21 protein-coding genes are annotated in these 24,989 nt (G+C 69.0%); 4 read left to right on the top strand and 17 right to left on the bottom strand.

Annotated elements, in window-relative coordinates:
- Positions 1–115 precede the first annotated feature (115 nt).
- Together Q0X16_RS10050 and Q0X16_RS10045 are read right to left on the bottom strand one after the other, a co-directional pair.
- A complete protein-coding gene (locus tag Q0X16_RS10050) occupies positions 116–1,246 on the bottom strand; it encodes a PilT/PilU family type 4a pilus ATPase (RefSeq protein ID WP_297833678.1) in 1,131 nt (376 codons plus the stop codon).
- Between the two features lie 15 nt (positions 1,247–1,261).
- On the bottom strand, positions 1,262–2,299 hold the full coding sequence (locus tag Q0X16_RS10045; protein WP_297833675.1) for a type IV pilus twitching motility protein PilT: 1,038 nt from the start codon (positions 2,297–2,299) through the stop codon (positions 1,262–1,264).
- A gap of 139 nt (positions 2,300–2,438) precedes the next feature.
- Between Q0X16_RS10045 and Q0X16_RS10040 the strand changes: the two genes are divergently transcribed.
- From Q0X16_RS10040 to coaE, 3 genes are read left to right on the top strand one after another with little or no spacing between them, the layout of a single operon-like run.
- Positions 2,439–3,134, top strand: a complete 696-nt coding sequence (locus Q0X16_RS10040; protein WP_297833727.1) for a YggS family pyridoxal phosphate-dependent enzyme — start codon at positions 2,439–2,441, stop codon at positions 3,132–3,134.
- 21 nt (positions 3,135–3,155) lie between these two features.
- Positions 3,156–4,031, top strand: a complete 876-nt coding sequence (proC, locus tag Q0X16_RS10035) for a pyrroline-5-carboxylate reductase (protein ID WP_297833670.1) — start codon at positions 3,156–3,158, stop codon at positions 4,029–4,031.
- A gap of 41 nt (positions 4,032–4,072) precedes the next feature.
- The gene (gene coaE / locus Q0X16_RS10030) at positions 4,073–4,693 is read left to right on the top strand and encodes a dephospho-CoA kinase (protein WP_297833668.1); all 621 of its coding nucleotides are present in this window, start codon (positions 4,073–4,075) and stop codon (positions 4,691–4,693) included.
- Between the two features lie 33 nt (positions 4,694–4,726).
- Here coaE and Q0X16_RS10025 read toward each other — a convergent pair whose 3' ends face one another.
- The 3 genes from Q0X16_RS10025 to Q0X16_RS10015 all read right to left on the bottom strand — a co-directional run bounded on the left by Q0X16_RS10025 (position 4,727) and on the right by Q0X16_RS10015 (position 9,108).
- On the bottom strand, positions 4,727–5,116 hold the full coding sequence (locus Q0X16_RS10025) for an NUDIX domain-containing protein (RefSeq protein ID WP_297833666.1): 390 nt from the start codon (positions 5,114–5,116) through the stop codon (positions 4,727–4,729).
- Between the two features lie 184 nt (positions 5,117–5,300).
- Complete coding sequence (gene secA, locus Q0X16_RS10020; RefSeq protein ID WP_297833663.1) at positions 5,301–8,006, bottom strand: preprotein translocase subunit SecA; 2,706 nt, start codon at positions 8,004–8,006, stop codon at positions 5,301–5,303.
- Between the two features lie 148 nt (positions 8,007–8,154).
- A complete protein-coding gene (locus Q0X16_RS10015; protein ID WP_297833661.1) occupies positions 8,155–9,108 on the bottom strand; it encodes a M23 family metallopeptidase in 954 nt (317 codons plus the stop codon).
- Positions 9,109–9,113: 5 nt separating this feature from the next.
- On the opposite strand from Q0X16_RS10015, the gene Q0X16_RS10010 reads away from it, so the two are divergent.
- Positions 9,114–9,632: a DUF721 domain-containing protein gene (locus Q0X16_RS10010; RefSeq protein WP_297833658.1), complete on the top strand. Its 519-nt coding sequence runs from the start codon at positions 9,114–9,116 to the stop codon at positions 9,630–9,632.
- Between the two features lie 155 nt (positions 9,633–9,787).
- On the opposite strand, the gene lpxC is transcribed toward Q0X16_RS10010, so the two are convergent.
- The 12 genes from lpxC to Q0X16_RS09950 all read right to left on the bottom strand — a co-directional run bounded on the left by lpxC (position 9,788) and on the right by Q0X16_RS09950 (position 24,945).
- Positions 9,788–10,702, bottom strand: a complete 915-nt coding sequence (lpxC, locus tag Q0X16_RS10005; RefSeq protein WP_297833655.1) for a UDP-3-O-acyl-N-acetylglucosamine deacetylase — start codon at positions 10,700–10,702, stop codon at positions 9,788–9,790.
- Between the two features lie 288 nt (positions 10,703–10,990).
- Positions 10,991–12,253 carry a cell division protein FtsZ gene (gene ftsZ, locus Q0X16_RS10000; RefSeq protein ID WP_297833652.1) on the bottom strand — a complete coding sequence of 421 codons (1,263 nt, stop codon included), beginning with the start codon at positions 12,251–12,253 and terminating at the stop codon, positions 10,991–10,993.
- 76 nt (positions 12,254–12,329) lie between these two features.
- The gene (ftsA, locus tag Q0X16_RS09995) at positions 12,330–13,568 is read right to left on the bottom strand and encodes a cell division protein FtsA (RefSeq protein ID WP_297833649.1); all 1,239 of its coding nucleotides are present in this window, start codon (positions 13,566–13,568) and stop codon (positions 12,330–12,332) included.
- Complete coding sequence (locus Q0X16_RS09990; RefSeq protein WP_297833647.1) at positions 13,565–14,338, bottom strand: cell division protein FtsQ/DivIB; 774 nt, start codon at positions 14,336–14,338, stop codon at positions 13,565–13,567. Before Q0X16_RS09990 ends, ftsA begins: the two co-directional genes overlap by 4 nt.
- Entirely contained in the window at positions 14,335–15,282 is a 948-nt protein-coding gene (locus tag Q0X16_RS09985; protein WP_297833644.1) for a D-alanine--D-alanine ligase, read from the bottom strand. Before Q0X16_RS09985 ends, Q0X16_RS09990 begins: the two co-directional genes overlap by 4 nt.
- Positions 15,279–16,736, bottom strand: coding sequence for a UDP-N-acetylmuramate--L-alanine ligase (gene murC / locus Q0X16_RS09980; RefSeq protein WP_297833642.1), 1,458 nt, complete (start codon positions 16,734–16,736; stop codon positions 15,279–15,281). The genes Q0X16_RS09985 and murC overlap by 4 nt, the downstream gene beginning before the upstream one ends.
- Positions 16,733–17,788, bottom strand: a complete 1,056-nt coding sequence (gene murG / locus Q0X16_RS09975; RefSeq protein WP_345780289.1) for an undecaprenyldiphospho-muramoylpentapeptide beta-N-acetylglucosaminyltransferase — start codon at positions 17,786–17,788, stop codon at positions 16,733–16,735. The genes murC and murG overlap by 4 nt, the downstream gene beginning before the upstream one ends.
- Before the next feature lie 26 nt (positions 17,789–17,814).
- Complete coding sequence (gene ftsW / locus Q0X16_RS09970; RefSeq protein ID WP_297833640.1) at positions 17,815–19,152, bottom strand: putative lipid II flippase FtsW; 1,338 nt, start codon at positions 19,150–19,152, stop codon at positions 17,815–17,817.
- Entirely contained in the window at positions 19,152–20,237 is a 1,086-nt protein-coding gene (gene mraY / locus Q0X16_RS09965; RefSeq protein WP_297833635.1) for a phospho-N-acetylmuramoyl-pentapeptide-transferase, read from the bottom strand. The genes ftsW and mraY overlap by 1 nt, the downstream gene beginning before the upstream one ends.
- A gap of 75 nt (positions 20,238–20,312) precedes the next feature.
- Positions 20,313–21,692, bottom strand: a complete 1,380-nt coding sequence (gene murF, locus Q0X16_RS09960; protein WP_297833632.1) for a UDP-N-acetylmuramoyl-tripeptide--D-alanyl-D-alanine ligase — start codon at positions 21,690–21,692, stop codon at positions 20,313–20,315.
- Entirely contained in the window at positions 21,689–23,161 is a 1,473-nt protein-coding gene (locus Q0X16_RS09955) for a UDP-N-acetylmuramoyl-L-alanyl-D-glutamate--2,6-diaminopimelate ligase (RefSeq protein WP_297833629.1), read from the bottom strand. The genes murF and Q0X16_RS09955 overlap by 4 nt, the downstream gene beginning before the upstream one ends.
- Positions 23,158–24,945 carry a penicillin-binding transpeptidase domain-containing protein gene (locus Q0X16_RS09950; protein ID WP_297833725.1) on the bottom strand — a complete coding sequence of 596 codons (1,788 nt, stop codon included), beginning with the start codon at positions 24,943–24,945 and terminating at the stop codon, positions 23,158–23,160. The genes Q0X16_RS09955 and Q0X16_RS09950 overlap by 4 nt, the downstream gene beginning before the upstream one ends.
- Between the last annotated feature and the right edge of the window lie 44 nt (positions 24,946–24,989).

Genomic DNA, 24,989 nt, shown 5'->3' with positions numbered 1-24,989 from the left:
GCGTGGCCACCAGACGGCGCAGCGCCGAACCGCGACATCATGCGACCGCACCGGCACGGCCCGACGAGAGCAGCGCCGACGCAGGAAGAACGGCGCGCACCGGAGCCAGACGCGCTCAGCGCGCCTCGGCGACCTGCACCCCGTCCAGACCCTGTGCCAGCGTGTTGGCGTCGCCGCCCTGAGCCAGCTTGATCCGCAGGCGCACTTCGTTGGAGGAGTCGGCGAAGCGCAGCGCATCCTCGTAACTGATCTCGCCGGCCTGGTACAGCTCGAACAAGCTCTGGTCGAAGGTCTTCATGCCCAGCTGCACGGATTCCTTCATCACTTCCTTGAGCTTGTGGATCTCGCCGTCGCGGATGTAATCCTGCACCAGCGGCGTACCGAGCAGGATTTCCATCGCCACCCGGCGCGCCTTGCCGTCCGGGGTGGGCACCAGCTGCTGCGCGACCACGCCCTTGAGGTTGAGCGAAAGATCCATCAGCAGCTGGCTGCGGCGGTCTTCCGGGAAGAAGTTGATGATGCGGTCCATCGCCTGGTTGGCGTTGTTGGCGTGCAGGGTGCACAGCACCAGGTGGCCGGTTTCGGCGAAGGCGATCGCGTGGTCCATGCCCTCTCGGGTGCGCACCTCGCCAATCATGATCACGTCGGGCGCCTGGCGCAGGGTGTTCTTCAGCGCGTTCTCCCAGCTGTCGGTGTCGATGCCGACTTCGCGCTGGGTGATGATGCAGCCGTCGTGCTTGTGCACGAATTCGATCGGGTCCTCGATGGTGATGATGTGGCCGGTCGAATTGGCGTTGCGGTAGCCGATCATCGCCGCCAGCGAGGTCGATTTGCCGGTGCCGGTGGCGCCGACGAAGATGATGATGCCGCGCTTGGTCATCGCCAGCGTCTTGATCACCGGCGGCAGGCTCAGTTCTTCCACCGTCGGGATGCGGGTCTCGATCCGGCGCAGCACCATGCCAACCTGGTTGCGCTGGTAGAAGCAGCTCACGCGAAAACGACCGACACCGGCCACGCCGATGGCGAAGTTGCACTCGTGGGTCTTTTCGAATTCCTCGCGCTGCTGCGGCGACATCACGTTCAACACGAGGTCGCGCGACTGCTGCGGCGTCAGCGGATTCTGGGTGATCGGGCTGAGCCTGCCGTTGACCTTCATCGACGGAGGCATACCGGCGGTGATGAACAGATCCGACGCCTTCTGGTGCGCCATCAGCTTGAGGAACGAGGTGAAATCGATGCTGCTCATGTCGTTGCTCCCGAATTACTCGAACAGCCGCTTGTCCTTGGCATAGTCGTAAGCTTCCTTGCGGCTCACCATGCCACGCTTGGTCAGATCCTGCAGATGCTGGTCGAGGGTCTGCATGCCCACCGCCTGTCCGGTCTGGATCGACGAATACATCTGCGCCACCTTGTCCTCGCGGATCAGGTTGCGGATCGCGGGGGTGCCGACCATGATTTCCCAGGCCGCAGTCCGGCCGCCACCGATCTTCTTCAGCAGCGCCTGCGCAATCACCGCGCGCAGCGATTCCGACAGCATCGAACGCACCATCGGCTTTTCGCCGGCGGGGAACACGTCGATGATGCGGTCGATGGTCTTGGCCGCCGAACTGGTGTGCAGGGTGGCGAACACCAGGTGGCCGGTCTCGGCTGCGGTCAGCGCCAGGCGGATGGTTTCCAGGTCGCGCAACTCGCCGACCAGGATGATGTCCGGGTCTTCACGCAGCGCCGAGCGCAGCGCTTCGTTGAAGCCGTGGGTATCGCGGTGCACTTCGCGCTGGTTGATCAGGCACTTCTGCGAGGTGTGCACGAATTCGATCGGATCCTCGACCGACAGGATGTGGCTGTAATCCTTCTTGTTGATGTGGTCGATCATCGCCGCCAGCGTGGTCGACTTGCCCGAGCCGGTCGGCCCGGTGACGAGGATCAGCCCCTGCGGCTGCTCGATCAGTTCCTTGAAGATGCGCGGACAGCCGAGGTCTTCCAGGGTGAGCACTTCCGAGGGAATGGTGCGGAACACGGCGCCGGCGCCGCGATTCTGGTTGAAGGCGTTGACGCGGAAACGCGCCAGGCCCGGGATCTCGAACGAGAAGTCGCACTCGAGGAACTCTTCGTAGTCGCGGCGCTGCTTGTCCGACATGATGTCGTACACCAGCGCGTGAACCTGCTTGTGGTCGAGCGCGGGGATGTTGATGCGCCGCACGTCGCCGTCGACGCGGATCATCGGCGGCACGCCGGCCGACAGGTGCAAGTCCGAGGCCTTGTTCTTGACCGAGAATGCCAGCAGTTCGGCAATATCCATGCGTTTCCCCCGCGCCGTTCAGTTGTGTTGTCGATCCCCTGACCGCCGGCCGCCGGTTGGCGCCGCGATCCCGATGCCGCAGTATGAGCGCCAGATGCGTCCACGTACAACCGCCGCGCCCACGCTGCTCACGCCGCCCATGCCTCCGATCCCCGACCCCGGACCCGCCCTCGGACGAATCCTCTCCTCGATGGCTAACGCAGCTCACGCCGGCGGCAGGCCAGCCGCCCGCCTGGTCGCCGTCTCGAAAACCCGCGACGCGCAGGCGATCGCGGCCGTCGCCGCGGCTGGGCAGCGCGCCTTCGGCGAAAACTACGTGCAGGAAGCCCTGCCGAAGATCGAGGCGCTGCGCGCGCTCAGCCTGGAATGGCACCTGATCGGCCACCTGCAGTCCAACAAGGCCGATCTGGCCGCGCGCGCCTTCGACTGGGTGCAGACCGTGGATAGCGCCAGGCTGGCGACCGCGCTGGCGCGCCATCGCCCGGAAGCGCTGGAGCCGCTCAACGTGCTGATCCAGGTGAACATCGACGACGAGGCCGGCAAACACGGCTGCCGGCCGCAGGAAATCGCCCCGTTGGCCGCCGCCATCGCCGACCAGCCGCGCCTGCGTCTGCGCGGGCTGATGGCGATCCCCGCACCCGAGCCCGACATGACGCGCCGGCGCGCCGCGTTCCGGGCGATGGCCGCGCAATTCGACGCGCTGCGGACCAACCACCCCGATCTGGACACCCTGTCGATGGGCATGAGCGAGGACTTCCTCGCCGCCATCGAGGAAGGTGCGACCATGGTCCGGGTCGGCAGCGCCCTGTTCGGCCCCCGCCCGCCCAAACCCTGATTGTCAGGATCCGCCATTCCCATGAGTCCTTCCGAAACCCCAGCCTCCCCGCAATCGATCGCCGAACGGCTGTCCAGTTCCCGCCCACTTGCTTTCATCGGCGGCGGCAACATGGCGCGCAGCCTGATCGGAGGCCTGCTGCGCCAGGGCATCGACCCGGCCCACATCCGCGTCGCCGAACCGGTATCGCCGTTGCGCGAGGCACTGCACAGGGATTTCGGGGTGGCCGTGTTCGAGCAGGCGGCGCAGGCCGTCGAAGGCGCCGGCACCTGGATCTTCGCCGTGAAGCCGCAGGTCATGCGGCCGGTCTGCGAAGGGCTGGCCGCACAGGCACGGCAGGCGCAGGCGCCGCTGGTCGTCTCGATCGCGGCGGGCATCACCAGCGACCAGCTTGACCGCTGGCTGGGCGGCGGCATCCGGGTCGTGCGGGTGATGCCCAACACGCCCGCCCTGCTGGGCGCGGGCGCATCCGGGCTGTACGCCCGCCCCGGCGTCGATGCCGACGGACGCGCGCTGGCGCAGGCGCTGCTGGCCGCCGCCGGAACGACCGTCTGGATCGACGACGAAGCGCAGATGGACGCTGTCACAGCCCTGTCCGGCAGCGGCCCGGCCTACGTGTTCCTGCTGGCCGAGGCGATGATCGACGCCGGCATCCGGGAAGGTCTGGCGCCGGAAGCGGCGCGTGCGCTGGCGCTGCAGACCGTGCTCGGCGCCAGCCGCATGCTGGTCGAATCCGGCGTCGATGCCGCCGAGCTTCGCAAGCGCGTGACGTCCCCCAACGGCACCACCCAGGCCGCGCTGGAACGGTTCGAGGCCGGCGGCCTGCGCGGGCTGGTGGCCGACGCCATCCACGCGGCGCGGACGCGCGGCGCGGAGCTGTCGGCCGCCAACGACTGACGCGGCGGCACCGTGACGACGATGCGCAAGGCGCGCCGGCCATGAGCGGCTTCATCCTCGGCCTGACCGGCGGCGTGGCCTCCGGCAAATCCACCGTGGAGGCGCTGTTCCGGGCGCTGGGCATCGTCATCGCCGACGCCGACGCCGCGGCGCGCGCAGCGGTCGCAACCGGCACGTCCGGACTGGCCGAAGTCGTCGCGGCCTTCGGCGCCGAGGTGCTTGCGGCGGACGGCAGTCTCGACCGCGCGGCGATGCGCAAGCGGGTGTTCGCCGACCCGCAGGCGCGGCGACAACTGGAAGCCATCGTCCATCCGCGCGTGCGGGCGACGCTGCACGCCGAATGCACGGCGGCGGACGGGCCCTACGCGATCGCCTCGATTCCCCTGCTGGCCGAAGGCGGCGGCGGCCAGGCCTATCCCTGGCTGCAGCGCATCCTGGTCGTCGACGTCTCGCCGGAAACGCAGCTGCAGCGCCTGCTGCGGCGCGACGGAATCGACCCGGCGCTGGCGCGTTCGATGATCGGAGCACAGGCCACGCGCGCGCAGCGGCTGGCCATCGCCGACGATGTCCTGTCCAACGAGGCGACGCCCGAGGCGCTGGAGCCGCAGGTCGCCGCGCTGGATCGCCTGTACCGCAACCTGGCGTCGGAAGCCGGATTCTGACGACGGCCTTCCGGTCCGGAATCAGTCCTGAAATCAGACCTGCGCCAGCAGCGCCGCCACCACCGGCCGGTCTGGCGGCGGCATCGGATAGTCGGCCAGTTTGTGCAGCGGCACCCAGGCCAGTGCCTGCCCCTCGAGTCCGCGCGGTCTGCCGTTGAAACTCGCCTCGCGCACGTCCAGCAGCAGCCGCTTGACGGCATCCTCGTGGGTGACCTGCAGCACTTCGGCGCCCACCGTGGCGTCGATGCCAAGCTCCTCGCGCAGTTCGCGCACCAGCGCCGCCTCCGGCGACTCGTCCGGCTCGACCTTGCCGCCCGGGAACTCCCACAACCCCGCCAGTTCGCGGCCCTCGGTGCGGCGCGCCAGCAGGATCCGGCCGCGCACATCGCGCAGAACGGCGGCAACGACGTGGATCTGCTTCATCGGCTCACAAACCGCACTTCATCGTTGGTTCGCACAAGAATATTTCGGCATCCCAAGCCCCCCCTTGGTAAGGGGGGCGCGCCGAAGGCGCAAGGGATCGGAGGTACGCCACGTGGGGCCCCGAGGCCGCACAGCGGCCTTGGGGGGGGCCAGCTCGCAACGCGGGCTGGACACGGGCAGCTTGCTATGCAAGCCGCCCGTGGCAGTACTTGAACTTCTTGCCGCTGCCGCAGGGGCAAGGATCGTTGCGGCCGACGTTGGCCTGTGCCAGGTCGCGCTCCACGTCCGCCGCTTCCTCGTCCGCGCCCAGACCGCCGATATCGGGATGCTGGAACTGCGCTTGGAGCGCGGCCGCCTCGGCGCGGGCACGTTCCTGCGCCTCGGCGTCGGCCACTTCCTGCTCGCTGCGGATGCGCACCCGCGCCAGCAGCGACACGACCTCGGACTTGACCTTCTCCAGCAGCTCGGTGAACAGCTCGAAGGCCTCGCGCTTGTATTCCTGCTTGGGCTGCTTCTGCGCGTAGCCGCGCAGGCCGATGCCCTGGCGCAGGTAATCCATGCGCGAAAGATGCTCCTTCCAGCTCTGGTCGAGCACATTGAGCATCACGTGCTTTTCCAGCATGCGCATGGTGTCGCTGCCGATCTGCGCCTCCTTGTCGGCAAACAGCATCGCCACCGAATCCTCCACGTGTCTGAGGATCCCGGTCGCGTCCAACTCGCTTTCCCGCTGGTGCAGGCCCGTCAGGTCCAACTGCAGGCCCAGCTGGCCCAGCAGCTCGGCCTCCAGCCCCGGCAGGTCCCACTGCTCGTCAATCGAGTTCTGCGGCACGAAGCGTTCGACCATCGCGGCGACCACGTCCTCGCGGATGCCGTCGATGTTCTCCTTGATGCTCTCGGCTTCCAGCAGCTCCCGGCGCTGGCCGTAGACCACCTTGCGCTGGTCGTTGTTGACGTCGTCGTATTCGAGCAGGTTCTTGCGGATGTCGAAGTTGTGCGCCTCGACCTTGCGCTGGGCGTTGGCGATCTGGCGCGTCACCAGTGGCGACTCGATGACGTCGTCTTCCTTCAGGCCCATCTTCGCCATCACCTTCTGCACCCAGTCGGCGGCGAAGATGCGCATCAGGTTGTCTTCCAATGACAGATAGAAGCGGCTGGAACCGGGGTCGCCCTGGCGACCGGAACGGCCGCGCAGCTGGTTGTCGATGCGCCGCGACTCGTGGCGCTCGGTGCCGATGATGTGCAGGCCGCCGGCGGCCTTGGCGGCCTCGTGGCGCTGCTTCCATTCGCTCTTCACCCGCTGCCGGTCGAGTTCGCTGGCGTCTTCGCCCAGCGCCGCCAGCGCGGCGTCCAGCGAACCGCCCAGCACGATGTCGGTGCCGCGGCCGGCCATGTTGGTGGCGATCGTCACCGCGCCCGGCACGCCGGCGTTGGCGACAATCTGCGCCTCGCGCTCGTGGTGCTTGGCGTTGAGCACTTCGTGGGGAATCCCGGCGGAATCCAGCGCGTTGCTGAGCAATTCCGACACCTCGATCGAGGTGGTGCCGACCAGCACCGGCTGGCCGCGCTGCACGCAATCCTCGATGTCGCGGATCACCGCGCGGTACTTGCCGGCGCGGTTGAGGAAGACCTGATCGGAATGATCGACGCGAACCATCGGCAGGTTGGTCGGGATGACCACCACTTCCAGGCCATAGATGTTGTCGAACTCGAACGCCTCGGTGTCGGCGGTGCCGGTCATGCCCGACAGCTTGGTGTACATGCGGAACAGGTTCTGGAAGGTGATCGAGGCCAGCGTCTGGTTCTCGCGCTGGACCGGCACGCCTTCCTTGGCCTCGACCGCCTGGTGCAGCCCGTCGGACCAGCGCCGCCCCGGCAGGGTGCGGCCGGTGAACTCGTCGACGATGATGACCTCGCCGTCCTTGACGATGTAATCGACGTCGCGCTGGAACAGCGCATGGGCGCGAACCGCCGCGTTCAGATGGTGGACGATGTGGATGTTCTGGGCCGCGTACAGGCTCTCCTCGGGCCCGAGCACGCCGATCTCGCGCAGCTTCTGCTCGGCGTGCTCCTGGCCGTCTTCGGAGAGGTGAATCTGCTTCTGCTTCTCGTCGACCCAGTAGTCGCCCTCGCCGTCCTCTTCCTTCTGCCGCACCAGCGACGGGACGATCTGGTTGACCTTGATGTACAGCTCCGGCGACTCGTCGGCCGGACCGGAAATGATCAGCGGCGTGCGCGCCTCGTCGATCAGGATCGAATCGACCTCGTCGACGATGCCGAAATTCAGCCCGCGCTGGAACCGGTCTTCCTTGGCCAGCGCCATGTTGTCGCGCAGGTAGTCGAAGCCGAATTCGTTGTTGGTGCCGTAGGTGATGTCGCAGGCGTAGGCCGGGCCCTTCTCGGCGTGGTTCATGCCGGGATAGATCACCCCGACCGTCAGCCCGAGCCAGTTGTAGAGCTTGCCCATCTGCGCCGAGTCGCGGCGGGCGAGGTAATCGTTCACCGTGACGACGTGCACGCCCTTGCCTTCGAGCGCGTTCAGATAGACGGCCAGGGTCGCGGTCAGGGTCTTGCCCTCACCGGTGCGCATCTCGGCGATCTTGCCGGCGTGCAGCACCATGCCGCCGATCAGCTGGACGTCGAAGTGGCGCATGCCGAACACCCGTACCGAGGCTTCGCGGCAGACCGCGAAGGCTTCCGGGAGGATCCGGTTGAGGGTCTGGCCTTCGGCGATCCGGGCGCGGAATTCGGCGGTCTTGGCCTTGAGCTCGTCGTCCGAGAGCGCCTGCATCTTCGGTTCGAGCGCGTTGATCTTCTTGACGATGCCGCCGTACTGCTTGAGCAGGCGGTCGTTGCGGCTGCCGAAAACGCTGGTGAGCAAACTGTTGAACATGGGTGATGCAGTCCTTGGCGGGATGCGCGCCTGCGGCGCGGCATCGGAATCGGCGACAACGTCGGGTCCCGCTGCGGGCATGAATCCCGAGCGAAGCCGGACAGTTTAACGGGATGCGGCGTGCCCTGCCGGCGCGCCGTCCGTCTGGTCAGCCTTGCGCCGGCCCGTGGCGGGCCAGGGCGTCGTTGTGGCCAAGGAAGCGGCGCGGATCGACCACCACGCCGTCCTGCCAGACTTCGAGGTGGACGTGGGTGCCGGTGGAACGGCCGGTGGAGCCTGCGCTGGCGATTTGCTGCCCGGCGCGGACCAGATCGCCGACCTGATGGGTCAGGCGTGAATTGTGGGCATAGCGGGTGACGTAGCCGTTGCCGTGGTCGACTTCGATCGTGTTGCCGTAGCCGTTGCGCACGCCAGCAAAGCTGACCACGCCATCGGCGACCGCCAGCACCGGATCGCCCGGGTTGGCCTCGAAATCGATGCCCCTGTGGTATTCGCCGCCGCCGCCGAACGGGTCGGCGCGACGGCCGAAGCCCGAGGTGATGTAGCTGCCGGACACCGGGTAGCGCGACGGCGTGGCGCGCAGGTCGAGTTGGCGGTTGAACAGCAGGGATTCGATCACCGACAGCTGGGTGTCGGCATTGCGGTAGTCGGCTTCCAGCGCCGACAGCCGCTGCTTCAGTTCAGCCACCGGCATGTCGCTGCTGCGGCCGCGGCCACCCTGACCCACCGGCCGCTGGAAGTCGAATTCACCGTCCTCGAGTTGTCCGGTCTGGGTCAGGCGACTGCCCAGTGCGTTCAAGCGGTTGGCCTGTGCCTGCAGTTCGGCCAGCCGCGCCGCCAGCGCATTGACCTCGCGCTGGGCATCGCGCCTGGCGCGGTCCAGCTCGGCCTGCTTCTCGGAGTTCGACGCCTGCAGCACCTGGACCTGGGCCATGCCCACCGCGCTGCGCAGCACCGCGCCGCACAGCATGCCGGCGCCGAGCAGCAGCGCCAGCGCGGCCAGCGGGCGCGCGGTGGCCCAATGGCGGAAACGCTCCAGCGACAGCTCGGCGCGGTTGCGGGTATCGTGCGGGTTGTCCTGGAGCTCGTTCGATTCGATCATTTGCAATGCCTGGCTCGCGATCCACGCCCCCGCGGGGCGATGCCCCGACCTCTGGCCCGCGCGCAGCGCTGGAGGCGCTGTTCGCCGGCTCGGCCGGTGACACCTTGCGCCGCGCCCGGTGGCTCGACGCGGTGGACCAGTTGTTGCGACCCCACCTGCCTCAGGGGCTGGCGGCGCACGCCCGCCTTGCCAACATCCGCAAGGACAAGCTGGTTTTCGTCGTCGATTCCCCGATGTGGCACGCCAAGCTTCGGCTGGCCTCACCCGCATTGATCGACGCCGCCCGCTCCGTCGGGCTCGAGGTGAACGACCTTGGCGTCAAGACGACCGCCGGCCCGCTGCGCCCGCTACCGCCGGACGCGGGAGGTCATGCCCCGATCTCGGCAGCCGCCCGCACGGGGCTGGCGGCTGCACTGGATCTGCTGCGACCGGACGCCGGGGAAGAAGCTCCGACGCGACGGTCGTCGGGCCGGAAAGATCGGGGAACGCAGAACACTCCCAGAACCGGCCACGGCGCATCCTAACCGCGCAACTGCCGGAAATTGTTAAGAAAGCCGTAATCGGCGTTCAGGAAACGTCGCGCAGATCGACCGCCGGACTGGCAGCGGCCCGTGCGGAAGCGGCCTGCACGGTGGCGGGGCGGCCCTGCCTCGGCCGCAAACCGGCCTTTTGGCGTGCTTCAGGTCGCCGGCAGCGCGACGCCATAGCGCGGCAGCGGCAGCGCTTCGGCGGTTTCGCCACTGACCACATCCCAGGCTTCCGCGTCGACGAGCAGTGCACGCACCAGGGCGTTGTTCAGGGCATGCCCCGACTTGTAGCCCTCGTAGGAGCCCAGGATCGCGTGCCCGGCCAGGTACAGGTCGCCGATCGCGTCCAGCGCCTTGTGCCGCACGAATTCGTCGGCGTAGCGCAGGCCGTCCTCGTTGAGCACCCGGAACTCGTCGAGCACGATGGCGTTGTCCATCGAGCCGCCCAGCCCCAGGTTGTGCTCGCGCATGGCTTCCAGGTCGCGCATGAAGCCGAAGGTGCGGGCGCGGCTGATCTCGCGGATGTAGTTCTCGGTCGAAAACTCCAGTTCGACGCGGGACAGCGCCTCGGGGATCGCCGGATGGTTGAACTTGACCGTGAAGCCGAGCCGGAAGCCGTCGTAGGGCTCGAAGCGGGCGATCTTGTCGCCGTCGCGCACTTCCACCGGCCTGAGGATGCGGATGAAACGCTTGGGCGCGTCCTGTTCGACGATCCCGGCCGATTGCAGCAGGAACACGAACGGCCCGGACGAGCCGTCCATGATCGGCACTTCCGGCGCGGTCAGGTCGATGGCGGCGTTGTCGATGCCCAGCCCCGCCAGCGCCGACATCAGGTGTTCGACCGTCTGCACCTTGACGCCATCGCGGCCAAGGCCGGTGCACAGGGTAGTTTCGTTGACCAGCACCGCGCTGGCCGGCAGCACCACGTCCGGTTCCAGATCGGTGCGGCGGAAGCTGATGCCGGCATCGACCGGCGCCGGCCGCAGGGTCAGGAAAACCTTTTCCCCGCCGTGAAGGCCCACGCCGGTGGCGCGAACGACGTTCTTGAGGGTGCGTTGACGAAGCATCGTGGAAGCCTAGCACGCAGGTAGCTGAACCCAGCCGGAAGCGCATGCGGGCGCGGGATTGCGCCGATGCAATGAAAGCGGCCGGTCGGCGAACCGACCGGCCGAAAGGCACGCCAGACGATCGTCCGACGTGCATGGACCGGACGCCCGCATCCCTGCGGGCCCTGGATCGATGCCGTCAGGTCCGTCCTGGTCCCCGGCACCACGCTGGAGTCCGGGACGCTGCAGCTGCGGCCCGACGCCCACGCGCCAACCGATCCCGGTCGGCGCGACTTGCACAAAGCAACCTCAATCCGCCTGGCGACGCAGGAAGGCGGGGATGTCCAGATAATCGTCCTTGGGCAGCTCCGCGCTGACTGGCGCCGCAGGCGCAGCGGCCGTGCCTGCGCTGCCGCGCCGCAGCGCGCTGGCGAACGAAGTCGCGGTCGGCTCGAACGGATCGGCGACGGCGTCGATCGCCAGCCCGGTAGTGCCGTCGCGGCGCGGCTGGGAATTGATCAACTGCACATGCGGCCGGCGCGGCGCATCGCCGGTCGGCTCGAAGCGCACGTTGCGCGGCTCGGACTGCGGCAGGCGGACGCTGCTGGTCGCGCGGCTCAGGCCGGTGGCGACCACGGTGACGCGGACCTCGTCCTGCATTTCCGGATCGAGCACGGTGCCGATCACCACGGTCGCATCCTCGGAGGCGAACTGCTCCACGGTGCGGCCGACCTCGTCGAACTCGGCCATGGTGAAATCCGGACCGGCGGTGATGTTGACCAGGATGCCGTTGGCGCCGGTGAGGTTGACGTCGTCCAGCAGCGGGTTCTGGATCGCCGCCTCGGCCGCCGCCTGCGCGCGGTCGTCGCCGCGGGCGCTGCCGGTGCCCATCATCGCCAGACCCATTTCCGACATCACCGTGCGCACGTCGGCGAAGTCGACGTTGATCAGGCCGGGGCGCACGATCAGGTCGGCGATGCCCTGCACCGCACCCAGCAGCACGTCGTTGGCCGCGCGGAACGCCTGGATCATCGTGGCATTGCGGCCCAGCACGGTGATCAGTTTTTCGTTGGGAATGGTGATGAGCGAGTCGCAGTGCTGGCCCAGCTCCTCGATGCCCTTGGCGGCCACCTGCATGCGCCGGCGACCCTCGAACGGGAACGGCTTGGTGACCACGGCGACGGTGAGGATGCCCATTTCCTTGGCCAGTTGCGCCACCACCGGCGCCGCGCCGGTGCCGGTGCCGCCGCCCATGCCGGCGGTGATGAACACCATGTCCGCGCCCTGCAGCGCGTCCATGATCGCGTCGCGGTCTTCCAGCGCGGCCTGACGGCCCACCTCCGGATTCGCGCCCGCGCCGAGACCCTTGGTGACGTTGCTGCCCAGGGTCAGCTGCTGGCTGGCGCCGCAGTTCTTGATCGCCTGCGAGTCGGTGTTGGCGGTGATGAATTCCACGCCCTCGACGCTGCTGTTGACCATGTGCGCGACCGCGTTGCCGCCGCCGCCGCCGACGCCGATGACCTTGATCACCGCATTGGGCGCCGCCTGCTGGATCAATTCGAAATGTGCCATGTCCGTGTCCTTTCTAGTTGTGATTGGTGATTGGTAATTGGTGCTTCGTGAACCGCGCGCCTGCCTGCCCTGTCCTCTAAAACTCGCCCCGAAACCACTTGAAAAGCCTGTCCACACGCCCGCCCGGCTTGCCCGCCGTCAATTTCTTCGGTCGCCTCGGCGCCTCCACCCTGCTGCCCATCAGCAGCAGCCCCACGCCGGTGGCGTGGACCGGATTGCCCACCACTTCGCCCAGCCCGGTGACGTGCTGCGGCACGCCGATCCGGACCGGCATCTGCAGCATTTCCTCGGCCAGCTCGACCACGCCTTCCATCTTCGAAGCGCCGCCGGTGAGCACCATGCCGGCGCGCACCCGCTCCTCGAAGCCGGAACGCCGCAGTTCGGCCTGCACCAGTTCGAAGATGTCCTCGTAGCGGGCCTGGACCGTCTGCGCCAGGCTCTGGCGCGGCATCCGCCGCGGCGGGCGGTCGCCGACGCTCTCGACCTGGATGCTCTCCTCGGCGCGCGCCAGCTGCGCCAGCGCGCAGGCGTACTTGACCTTGATGTCCTCGGCGTGCGGCGAGGGCGTGCGCAGCATGTGCGCGATGTCCTCGGTCACCTTGTCGCCGGCCACCGGCAGGTTGGCGGTATGGCAGATCGCGCCCTGCACGAACACCGCGATGTCGGTCGTGCCGGCGCCCATGTCGACCAGCACCACGCCCAGGTCGCGCTCGTCGTCGGTGAGCACCGCGGTGCTGGAGGCCAGGGAGGAGACGATCATCTCGTCGACCTGCAGCCCGCAGCGCTGCACGCACTTGCCGATGTTCTGCGCCGCCGACTGCGCGCAGGTGATGAGATGGGCATGGACTTCCAGCCGGACGCCGGTCATGCCGACCGGGTTCTTGATGTCCGATTGGGAGTTGTCGAGCACGTACTCGCGCGGGATCGCGTGGAGGATGCGCTGGTCGGCCGGAATCGCCACCGCCTTGGCGGCGTCGAGCACCCGCGCCAGGTCGTCGTAGCTCACTTCGCCGTCGCGCACCGGCACCACGCCGTTGGAGTTCAGGCACTGCACGTGGCTGCCGGAGATCGACGCATAGACGCTGCGCACCTCGCAGCCCGCCATCAGCTCGGCCTCCTCGACGGCGCGCTGGATCGACTGCACGGTGGAATCGATGTCGACCACGACGCCGCGGCGCATGCCCCGGGATTCGTGGGTGCCGATGCCGATCACCTCGATCGGCTCGCCGGGCGCGTATTCGCCGACCAGCGCCGTCACCTTGGAGGTGCCGATGTCGAGGCCGACGATGAGGGATTTGCCGCCTTTGGAATTCATGTCCTGGTGCCGGGTCTCGGGTTTGTCGTGGGGGCAGCGTCGCGACTGCCGGATGCGTTCTCGGGCGCGGGCTCGGCCTTCACCCAGGTCAGGGCAAAGCCGTTCGTGTAGCGCAGGTCGGCCAGCGCCAGACGGCGCTGCGGGTTCTGCGCCTGCAACTGCGGCAGCAAGGGCGCAAAGCGGGCCAGCCGCGCTTCCGGATCGTTGCGGCCCAGCACGAGATCGGTGCCGTCCTGCAGGGTGATCGACCAGCTGCCGCGCCGGTCGATCGCCACCCCGCGCACTCCGCCGGAACGGGCCAGCTGCCCGCGCGCTTCGTTGTACAGCTTCACGACCTCGGGCACCCGCGCCTCCGGCCCGTCCAGCAACGGCAGGCCCGCGGGCAGGCGCAGCGCACCGACCGGGAACAGGTGGCCGCGTTCGGACAGCACCTGCGTCTGGCCCCAGCGTGCCACCGGCCGGTATTCGCGGATCCGCACTTCGAGCACATCCGGCCACTGCTTTCGCACTTCCGCATGCTCGACCCAGGGCACCGCGGCGACCGCGGCCTGGATCCCACCCAGATCGACGGCGAAGAAACCGCGCTGCGCCAGCGGCCGCACCGCCGCCTGCAACTGCGCCCGATCCACCCGCTGCAACGGCCCCTGCACGCGCAATGTCCGCAGCGGCCAGTAGGCTCCACCCCACCAGCCCTGGACCACGCCCGCCACCGGCAGCGCGACCAGCGCCAGCGCCAGCAGCCAGGCCAGCAGGCGCGTGACGGCGGTCATAGCGTCTGCTCCAGGATCCGCCAGCACAGCTCCTCGAAGGACACCCCGAATTCGCGGGCGGCCTTGGGCACCAGCGAATGGCTGGTCATCCCGGGGGCGGTGTTGACTTCGAGCAGCCACAACCGGCCGTCGCCGTCGCGCATCACGTCGACCCGACCCCAGCCGCTGGCGCCGGCGGCCTGGAAGGCGCGCAGCGCCAGCGCGCGAATCGCGGCTTCCTCGTTCCCTTCCAGCCCGGGGCACAGGTATTGGGTGTCCTCGACGAGGTACTTGGCCTTGTAGTCGTACCAGCCTTCCCTGGCCACGATCCGGATCGAGGGCAGCGCGGTCTCGCCGAGAATGGCGACGGTCAATTCGTCGCCGACAACCAGCGACTCCATCAGCATTTCGCCGCCATACTCGCGCTGAACCCGCTCTGCCTCGTCCAGCGCCGCCGCGCTGTCCACCCGCACGGCACCGACGCTGGATCCTTCGCACGACGGCTTCACGAACACCGGCAGGCCCAGTTCCTCCGCCGCCGCGCGCAGATCGGCGCCGGGCGGCAGGCGCAGGAAACGCGGCGTCGGCAGGCCCGTGCTCATCCACACCTGCTTGGTGCGGATCTTGTCCATGGTCAGCGCGCTGCCGAGCACGCCCGAGCCGGTGCAGGGAATCTCGAAGGCCGCAAGGAAGCCCTGCAGCACGCCGTCCTCGCCGCCGCCGCGGTTGCCGTGCAGGATGTTGAAGACGCGGTCGAACTGGCCGTGCACCAGCGCATCGACCAACGCCGGGATGCCGTCCACCGCATGCGCGTCGATGCCGCGCGCCTGCAGTCCGGCCAGCACGTTGCGGCCGGAATCCAGCGACACCTCGCGCTCGCTGCTGGTGCCGCCCATCAGCACGGCGACCCGGCCGAACGCCGACGCATCGGTGATCCGCAGCGGCGGCAACTTGTCCTGGCTCATGTCTGTTCTCCCTGGGCCGGGCTGGCCGGCAGCCCGTCGCGCGCCAGCTGCTGCGCGGCCGCGCCGATGTCGCCCGCGCCCATCATCAGCAGCAGGTCCCCGTCGCACAGCATTCCCGCCAGCGCCTCGCCGAGTTCGGCGACGCTGCCGACCACCACCGGATCGACCCGGCCGCGGGTGCGGATCGAGCGCGCCAGCGATTTGGCGTCGGCGCCCACGATCGGCGCCTCGCCGGCCGGATACACCTCGGTCAACAGCAGCGCATCGACGCTCGACAGCACCGCCGCGAAGTCGTCGAACAAATCGCGGGTGCGGGTGTAGCGGTGCGGCTGGAACGCCACCACCAGGCGTTTTTCCGACCAGCCGCCGCGCGCCGCCGCGAACACCGCCGCCAGTTCCTTGGGGTGATGGCCGTAGTCGTCGACCAGGATCGCTTCGCCACCCTCCGGCAGCCGCAGGGTCGCCAGCTGGTTGAAACGCCGGCCGATCCCCTGGAAGTTCTCGAACGCGCGTGCGATCGCCGCGTTCGGCACGCCCAGCTGCCAGCCGATGGCGGCCGCGGCCAGCGCGTTCTGCACGTTGTGGCGCCCCGGCAAGGCGAGGTTGCACGCCGTGCGGGAACCGTCCGGCAGGCACAGCGTGAACAACATCCGCCCGCCCTGCTGGCGCACGTCGGCGGCCCGCACGTCGGCTTCGGGATCGAACCCGTAGGTGACCAGATGGCGGGTGATGCCGTGGGCCAGCGCCGCCACTTCGGCATTGTCGATGCACAGCACCGCCAGCCCGTAGAACGGCAGCCGGTGCAGGAATTCTGCAAAAGCCTGCTTCACCCGCTCGAAATCGCCGCCGTAGTTCTCCAGATGGTCGGCGTCGATGTTGGTGATGACCGCCACCGCAGGATTCAGGCGCAGGAAGCTGCCGTCGCTCTCGTCGGCTTCGGCCACCAGCCAGTCGCCCTTGCCCAGCCGCGCGTTGGCGCCGGCGGCGAGCAGCTTGCCGCCGATCACGAAGGTCGGATCGAGTTCGCCTTCGGCCAGCACGCTGGCGGTCAGCGAGGTGGTGGTGGTCTTGCCGTGGGTGCCGGCCACCGCGACGCCGCGCTTGAAGCGCATCAGCTCGGCCAGCATCTCCGCGCGCGGCACCACCGGGATGCGCTGCGCGCGCGCTTCCAGCAATTCGGGGTTATCCGGCTTGATCGCGCTGGAGATCACCACGCAGTCGGCGCCCAGCACGTTCGCCGAGGCGTGGCCCTTGCGGATTTCGATGCCCAGCCCCGCCAGCCGCCGCGTCACCGGGGTCTCGGCGGCGTCGGAGCCGGTCACGCGATAGCCCTGGGTGCGCATCACTTCGGCGATGCCGCTCATGCCGGCGCCACCGATGCCGACGAAGTGGACGCACGGCAGCGCCCGGCTGGCATCGCCGATCTGGCGCAGATAGGGAACATGCGCGTTCATCGCGCCACCTCGGGGGAAAGGGTTTCCAGAACCGCAGCGGCGACATCGCGCGCGGCGTCGGGTCGCGCCAGCGCCCGGGCGGCGCGGGCCATGCCCACGCGGCGGCCGGGATCGGTCGCCAGCGTCTTCAGGACTTCGCCCAGACGCGATGCCAGATCGTCGGACTGCGGCAACAGCAGCGCCGCGCCGCGCTCGACCAGATATTGCGCATTGCGGGTCTGGTGATCGTCCACCGCCTGCGGGAACGGCACCAGCACGCCGCCCACGCCTACCGCGCACAGCTCGGCCAGGGTCAGCGCGCCGGCGCGACACACCACCAGGTCGGCCCAACCGTAGGCCGCGGCCATGTCGGCGATGAACGGCTCCACCCGCGCCTGCACGCCGGCCTTCGCATAGGCGGCGCGGGCCTCATCGAGAAGTTTCTCGCCCGCCTGATGCAGCACGTCCACCGGCAGCCCCAGCGCCGCCACCGCCGCCGGCACTGCCGCATTGAGCGCACGCGCGCCCTGGCTGCCGCCCAGCACCAACAGCCGCAGCGGGCCGCCGTGATCGAATCCACGCGCTTCCGGCGGTGGCACCTGCGCGATCTGCGCGCGCACCGGATTGCCGACCAGGGTTTCTTTGGCGAAGGTTTGCGGAAAGCCGACCAGCACCTTGCGCGCCAGCTTCGCCAGCACCTTGTTGGTCATCCCGGCGGCGCGGTTCTGCTCGTGCACCAGCAGCGGAATGCCCGCCAGCCGCGCGGCGATGCCGCCCGGGCCTGCCGCATAGCCGCCGAAGCTGATCGCCGCGTCCGGACGCTCGCGCCGCAGCACGGCCGCCGCCGCGCGCACCGCCTGCAGCACCCGCAGCGGCGCGCCGAGCAGGGTCAGCAGGCCCTTGCCGCGCACGCCCTTGACCGCGATGGTGTCGATGGCGATGCCCTGCTGCGGCACCAGCCGCGTTTCCATGCCGCCGTCCGCGCCCAGCCAGCGCACGCGCGCCCCGGCGTCCCGCAGCGCCTGGGCCACCGCAAGGCCGGGAAAGATGTGGCCGCCGGTGCCGCCGGCCATCACCACCACCAGTGGCGCGATCGCTTTCAACGTGCCCTCCGGAGTGCGGATTGGGCGGCGGATTCCGCCGGCGTGTGCGCAAACGCCGGCTCGATCCGGCCACGCCCGCGCGCGCTGTTTCGCACACCGCCGTCGGCGGGCGGCTGCGCCGTCTGCGGCGCGGCGCCCTGGGCCGGCGTGGACCCCACGGCGCGACGCAAGGCCACCTGCCGCGCCGCACGCTCGTATTCCCAGGACACCCGCAGCAGCAGCCCCAGCGCGGCGCAGGTCATCAACACGCTGGATCCGCCGTAGGACACCAGCGGCAGGGTCAGCCCCTTGGTCGGCAGGATCCCGAGATTGACCCCGATCGAGACGAAGCTCTGCAAGGTCATCCACAGCGCGATGCCGAAGGCGAGGTAGCCGGAGAAATGGCGCTTCATCTCCACGCACTTCAGGCCCAGCCAGAACGCGCGTCCCGCCAGCAGCACGTACAGGCCCACCACGGCGCACACGCCAACCAGCCCGAGTTCTTCGGCCATCACCGAGAAGATGAAGTCGGTGTGCGCTTCGGGCAGATAGGACAGCTTCTGCACCGATCCGCCCAGCCCGACCCCGAACCACTCGCCGCGGCCGATCGCCATCAGCGCATTGCTGAGCTGGTAGCCGGCGCCGAGCTGATCCTGCCAGGGATCCATGAACGACGTCACGCGGCGCATGCGGTAAGGCTCGAACACCACCAGCAGGACGAGCCCCGGAACCAGCACCAGCACCGGCAGGATCAGGCGCTTGATCGGCGCACCGCCCAGCAGCAGCATCCCGGCGGTGATCCCCAGCAGCAGCACCGAAGAGCCGAAATCCGGCTGCGCCAGCAGCATGCCGACCAGCAGCACGGCCACACCCACCGGCTTGGCCATGGCATACCAGGTGACGACCACGTCTTCGCTGTAGCGCTTGAGATAGCTGGCCAGCCAGATGATGTAGAAGACCTTGACCATCTCCACCGCCTGGAAGCTGGCGGGGCCGAGGTTGATCCAGCGCCGCGCGCCGTTCACGGACTTGCCGACGAAGGGCACCCACACCACGGCAAGCACCAGGAAGCAGGCCAGCAGCAGCCACTGCCCGTACTTCTCGACGAGCTTCAGCTCGATCCGCATCGCCGCCGCCGCCAGCGCCAGGCCGAGGCACAGATAGATCGCGTGGCGGTCGAGGAAATACCACGGGCCAGCGCCCTGCCCTCCACCGGCGATCGCCGCCGAACCGATCATCACCACCCCGAGGCAGGCCAGCGCCAGCACGCTGCCCAGCAGCCAGTGGTCGTAGCGTCCGCCGATCTCGTGGATGCGGGTGGCCTGGCGGGCGTTGTCGAGGACGGCCGCGTTCATCAGCGCACCTTCAGCGTGGCAAGACCGACCAGCACCAGCACCACGCTGATGATCCAGAAGCGCACGATCACGCGCGGCTCCGGCCAGCCCTTGAGCTCGAAGTGGTGGTGGATCGGCGCCATCCGGAACACGCGCTTGCCGGTCAGCTTGAAGCTGGCGACCTGGATCATCACCGACAGCGTCTCGATGACGAAGATACCGCCCATCAGCACCAGCACCAGTTCCTGGCGCACGATCACCGCAATGGTTCCCAGCACCGCGCCCAGCGCCAGCGCGCCGATGTCGCCCATGAACACCATCGCCGGATAGGTGTTGTACCAGAGGAAGCCCAGGCCGGCGCCGGCGATCGCCGTGCAGATGATGATCAGCTCGCCGGCGCCCGGCACCTTCGGAATCTGCAGATATTGCGCGAAGGTGGCATGGCCGGAGGCATAGGCGAACACGCCCAGCGCGCAGGCGACCAGCACGGTCGGCATGATCGCCAGGCCATCGAGCCCATCGGTCAGGTTGACCGCATTGGAGAAACCGACGATCCAGAAGTAGGCGACTGCGACGAATCCGACCCCTGCCATCGGCAGCGCGATCGACTTGAAGAGCGGGACATAGAAGGTGGTCGCCGCCGGCACGTCGGCAAAGGCGAACAGGTAGATGCCCGCCGCCAGGCCAAGCAGCGACTGCAGCGCGTACTTGGTGCGCGAGCGCATGCCGTTGGGGTCGCGCTTGACGATCTTGATCCAGTCGTCGGCCCAGCCGATCGCGCCGAAACCCAGCATCACCGCCAGCACCACCCACACGTACTTGTTGCGCAAGTCGCCCCACAGCAGCACGGTGGCGGTGATCGACGCCAGGATCAGCGAACCGCCCATGGTCGGTGTGCCGGCCTTGGAGAAATGCGACTGCGGGCCATCGCTGCGGATCGGCTGGCCGCCTTTGAGTGTGGACAGGTAGCGGATCATCGCCGGCCCCCACCACAGCGCCAGCACGAGCGCGGTCAGCGCCGCAAGGATGGCGCGGAAGGTGAGGTAGTTGAACAGCCCGAAGTGGCGCTGCAACTGCTCCAGCCAGCGGGTAAGTTCAAGCAGCATGGGCAGGCACCGGGATTCGAAGGAGTTGGTCGGACAGACTCGGGACCTGCCGGCGCATCGGGTTCGGGAAGACGGTCACTGGCCACCTCCGCGCTCGAGCAGGCCGCGCACGACCCGATCCATCGCGCTGCCGCGGGAGCCCTTGACGAGGACGGTGACGCGCGAGGCGTCGGCCGCAGCGGACCGCAGGTCGGCATCCAGGGATGCGATCAAGGCCTCGTGGCTGTCGAACACGCGCGCACCGGCGCCGAACGCGGCAGCCGCATGCGCGCTCAGTTCGCCCAGCACGTACAGGCGTTCGATTCCGGCCTGGCGCGCATGTTCGCCGGCCTGCGCGTGCAGCACGGCGGCGTCCCCGCCCAGCTCGCGCATGTCGCCCAGCACCAGCCAGCGCGTTCCCGCCGCGCCGGCGAGCACGTCGATCGCGGCCGCCAGCGAACCTGGATTGGCGTTGTAGCTGTCGTCGATCAGCGCGCTGCCGTCATCCAGGCGACGCACCACCAGTCGCCCGGCCACCGGCGCGGACTGCTCCAGTCCGGCGCGGACGTGGTCGATATCGGCACCGGCAGTTATGGCCATGGTCGCCGCGGCCAACGCGTTGCGGACGTTGTGCAGTCCCGGCAGCGGAAGCGTGATTACGCTCGTTCCGACCGGCGCATCCAGCGTGAAGCGGGAACCGCCCAGTCCGGCATGCACGTCGCGGGCCGTCACATCGGCGCGCGACTCAATGCCGAAGCTCAGGAGCTTCCGTCCGTTCGCACGCTCGGTGAAATACAGTGCGAACGCATCGTCGGCATTGATCACCGCAACGCCGTCTTCCGCCAGCGCGTCGTAGATCGCGCCCTTGGTCTCCGCCACGCCCTGCAGGCTGCCCATTCGCTCCAGATGCGCGGCACCGATGTTGTTGACCAGCGCGATGTCCGGACGCGCGATCGCGGTGAGGTAGGCGATGTCGCCGGGCTTGCCGGCGCCCATTTCATAGACGGCGAAGCGGGCGTCCTCGGGCGCGTCGAGCACCGCCAGCGGCAGGCCGATCTCGTTGTTGCGGTTGCCGGGATTGGCGTAGGCGGCGCCCAGTTCCGTGAGGATCGAGTGCAGCAGGGTCTTGACCGTGGTCTTGCCGTTGCTGCCGGTGACGGCCAGCACCCGGGTGGCGCGTTCGCGCTGGACCGCCGCCGCGAAATCGCCGAGCGCGCGCTCGGTGTCGGCCACGATCACCTGCGGGAGCGCCGCATCCACCGGACGCGCGACCAGCGCGGCGACGCAGCCGCCGTCGGCGGCGGCCTGCACGTGCGCATGGCCGTCGAACTGCTCGCCCTTGAGCGCGACGAACAGCGGCGTTCCACCCTGCGGCAGGGCGCGGGTGTCGGTGGCCACGGCATCGATGGTGCGATCCTCACCCTGCAGGCGACCGCCGGTGGCCTGCGCGATCCAGGACAGCGCCAGCGGCTTCATGCGTGCCTCCGCAGGCACTCGCGCGCCACTGCCGCATCCTCGAACGGATGCTTGACGCCCGCCACGTCCTGATAGGGCTCGTGGCCTTTGCCGGCGATCAGCACCACGTCCTGCGCGCCGGAGGATTCGATCGCCTGCGCGATGGCGCGGGCGCGGTCGCGCTGCACGATCACCCTCGCCGGATCGGCGAAACCAGCGACGATGCCGGCGACGATCGCATCGCCGTCCTCGTGGCGCGGATTGTCGTCGGTGACGAACACCCGATCGGCCAGGCGCTCGGCGATCGCCGCCATTTGCGGGCGCTTGCCGGTGTCGCGCTCGCCGCCGCAGCCGAACACGCAGGTCAGCTTGCCCACGGTGTGGGCGCGCAGCGACGCCAGCGCCTGTTCCAGCGCGTCGGGCGTATGCGCGTAGTCCACCACCACCAGCGGCAGTCCGCCTTCGCCGCCGAGCCGATTCATGCGCCCGTCCACCGGCGACAGTTCCGACAGGGTCTGCGCAATCAGCGCCGGCGCCATGCCCAGCGCGAACAGGGTGGTGGCCACGCCGAGCAGATTGTCGACGTTGAAGCGCCCGAGCAGCGCCGAACGCACCACATGCGCCTGACCGCCGGCGTGCAGCATGAAGCCGATTCCGGCGCCATCCAGCACCAGGTCCTCGGCGCGCACCGCGGCACCGGCGGCGTCGCGTGAGGAAAAGCCCAGCGCGCGCACCTTGCCGGCCACCGCCGCGTGCAACTCGCGCCCGAAGGCATCGTCCAGATTGACCGCCGCGGCGCGCAGGCCCGGCATCGCGAACAGCCTGGCCTTGGCGGCACCGTAGTGCGCCATGTCGCCGTGGTAGTCGAGATGGTCGCGGGTCAGGTTGGTGAATACCGCGACGTCGAAATGCACGCCATCCACCCGCCCCTGGTCGAGCGCGTGCGAGGACACCTCCATCGCCACCGCCGCCGCGCCCTCGTCGCGCAATTCGGCCAGCAGCGCGTGCAGGCGCAGCACCAGCGGCGTGGTGAAGCCGGTCGGCACGACGTTCGGCCAGATGCCCGCACCCAGAGTGCCGATGGTGCCGACCGTCTGCCCGCGCAGCGTCCACGCCTGCGCCAGCAATTGAACGGTGGAGGTTTTCCCGTTGGTTCCGGTGACGCCGACCATCGTCATGCCGGCGCTGGGACGGCCGTGGAAGGCGTCGGCCATCGCACCCATGCGCGCGCGCAATCCGGGCACGGCGATCGCATCGGCGGGCGCCGGCAGGTCGCCCGGCGCCGGCGGTTCGTAAAGGATCGCCGACGCACCGGCGGCGCGCACCCGGTCGCAAAACGTCAGCCCGTGGGTTCCGAAGCCGCCGATCGCGACGAAGGCATCGCCTGCCTTCAGCTCGCGGCTGTCCTGCACCAGCCCGGTGATGGCCAGATCCGCCGACAGCCCTTCCAGTTCCGGCAGCAGATCATGCAGCAGCATGGCGCGGGTCATGGCGCCCTCCCTGGAACGGCTGCAGGTGCCGGCATCGCGGGTGCCGCAGACCCACCTGCGCGCTGCCTCTTCGCGTCTGCGGACGCCTGCGCGGCAAGCCAGGCATCGAGATTGTCCGGAGACACGTCCATCAGCCGCAGCGCGCCTTCCATCACGTTGTGGAAGACCGGCGCGGCGACCACGCCGCCGTAATAGCTCCCGCGCGCCGGATCCGGGTCGTTCACCGCGACCACCATCGCGAAGCGCGGGCGATCGACCGGCACGAGCCCGGCGAAATAGCCGATGTAGCGTCGGGAATATCCGCCGCCGCTGGCCTTGCGCGAGGTCCCGGTCTTGCCGGCCACGTGGTAGCCGAGGATCGCCGCGCGGGTCGCCGTGCCGCCGGGTTCGGTGACGGTCTGCATCATCCGCAGCACTTCGGCCGCGATCCGGGGATCAAGCACCCGATGCGCCGGCTTGTTCTCGCCGTGGATGAAGCTGGGCTGGTGCAACAGGCCGCCGTTGCCCAAGGCGGCGTAGGCCGTGGCGATCTGCAGCGGCGTCACCGACAGTCCGTAGCCGTAGCTCATGGTCTGCTTGGTGGTGCCGCTCCAGCGCGCCGGCTGCGGGAACAACCCCGCGGCCTCGCCCGGGAACCCGCTGCCGGTGCTCCGCCCGTAGCCGAAGCGGCGCAGGAAGTCGTTGAACTGGACGTCGCTCAGGCGCCTGGCGATCAGCGCCGCGCCGACGTTGGAGCTCTTGCGGATCACGCCGGTGGTGTCGAGCACGCCGTAGTTGTGGGTGTCGGTCGTCCGGTACTTGCCGTTGGGGATCCAGCCCGGGCTGGTGTTGAACAGGGTTTCCGGCGCGATCACCCCGGCTTCCAGCGCCGCCGCGACGGTCAGCGGCTTCATCGTCGAACCGGGCTCCAGCAGATCCGTCACGGCGCGATTGCGATGGGCGTCGCTGGGCGCGCTGCCGACCGAGTTGGGATTGAAGGTCGGCAGGTTGGCCATCGCCAGCACTTCGCCGGTGTGCACGTCGAGCACCACCGCCGACCCGCTGCTGGCGCCGGTTTCGGCGATCGCGTTGCGCAGCTCGCGATGGGTCAGGTACTGGATGCGGCGGTCGATGCTCAGCGTCAGATCGCGCCCCGGCTGCGCCGCCCGCACCAGGTCGACGTTCTCGACGATCCGGCCGCGGTTGTCGCGAATCACGCGCTTGGCGCCCGGCTTGCCGGTGAGCCAGTCGTCGAAGGCCAGTTCCAGGCCTTCCTGGCCACGGTCGTCGATATTGGTGAACCCGAGGATGTGCGCCATCGCCTCACCCTGCGGGTAGAAGCGGCGGTATTCGCGCTGGCTGGACACGCCGGGGATGTCCAGCGCGACGACCCGCGCCGCGTCATCCGGGTTCATGCGCCGCTTGAGATAGACGAATTCCTTGTCGGCCCGCGCGCTCAGTCGACTGGCCAGCTCGTCGCGCGGGATGCCCAACGCATCGGCCAGCTCCGGGATCCGCTCCGGCGCCCGCAACAGTTCCTTCGGGTTGACCCACACCGACTCCACCGGCGAGGAAATCGCCAACGGTTCGCCGTTGCGGTCGAGGATCATTCCGCGCGACGCCACGATCGGCAGCTCGCGCACGAAACGCGCGTCGCCCTGCTGCTGGTAGAAGCCGCGGTCGATGACCTGAAGCTGCATCGCCCGCCCGACCAGGATGGTCGAGCCGAGGCCGAGCCCGATACCGACCACCCACATCCGCTTGTGCAGGTCGAAGCCGGCGTGGGCGCGTGGACGCGCAGACATCCGCTCGCGTCGATCGCCACCGCCCAGCCAACGCGGACGCTTGC

This window comes from Thermomonas sp. (genome assembly GCF_025993755.1).
Taxonomy (GTDB): Bacteria; Pseudomonadota; Gammaproteobacteria; order Xanthomonadales; family Xanthomonadaceae; genus Thermomonas.
The sequence above is the reverse complement of the archived record's forward strand: the minus strand, read 5'-3'. Positions and strand labels throughout refer to the sequence as shown.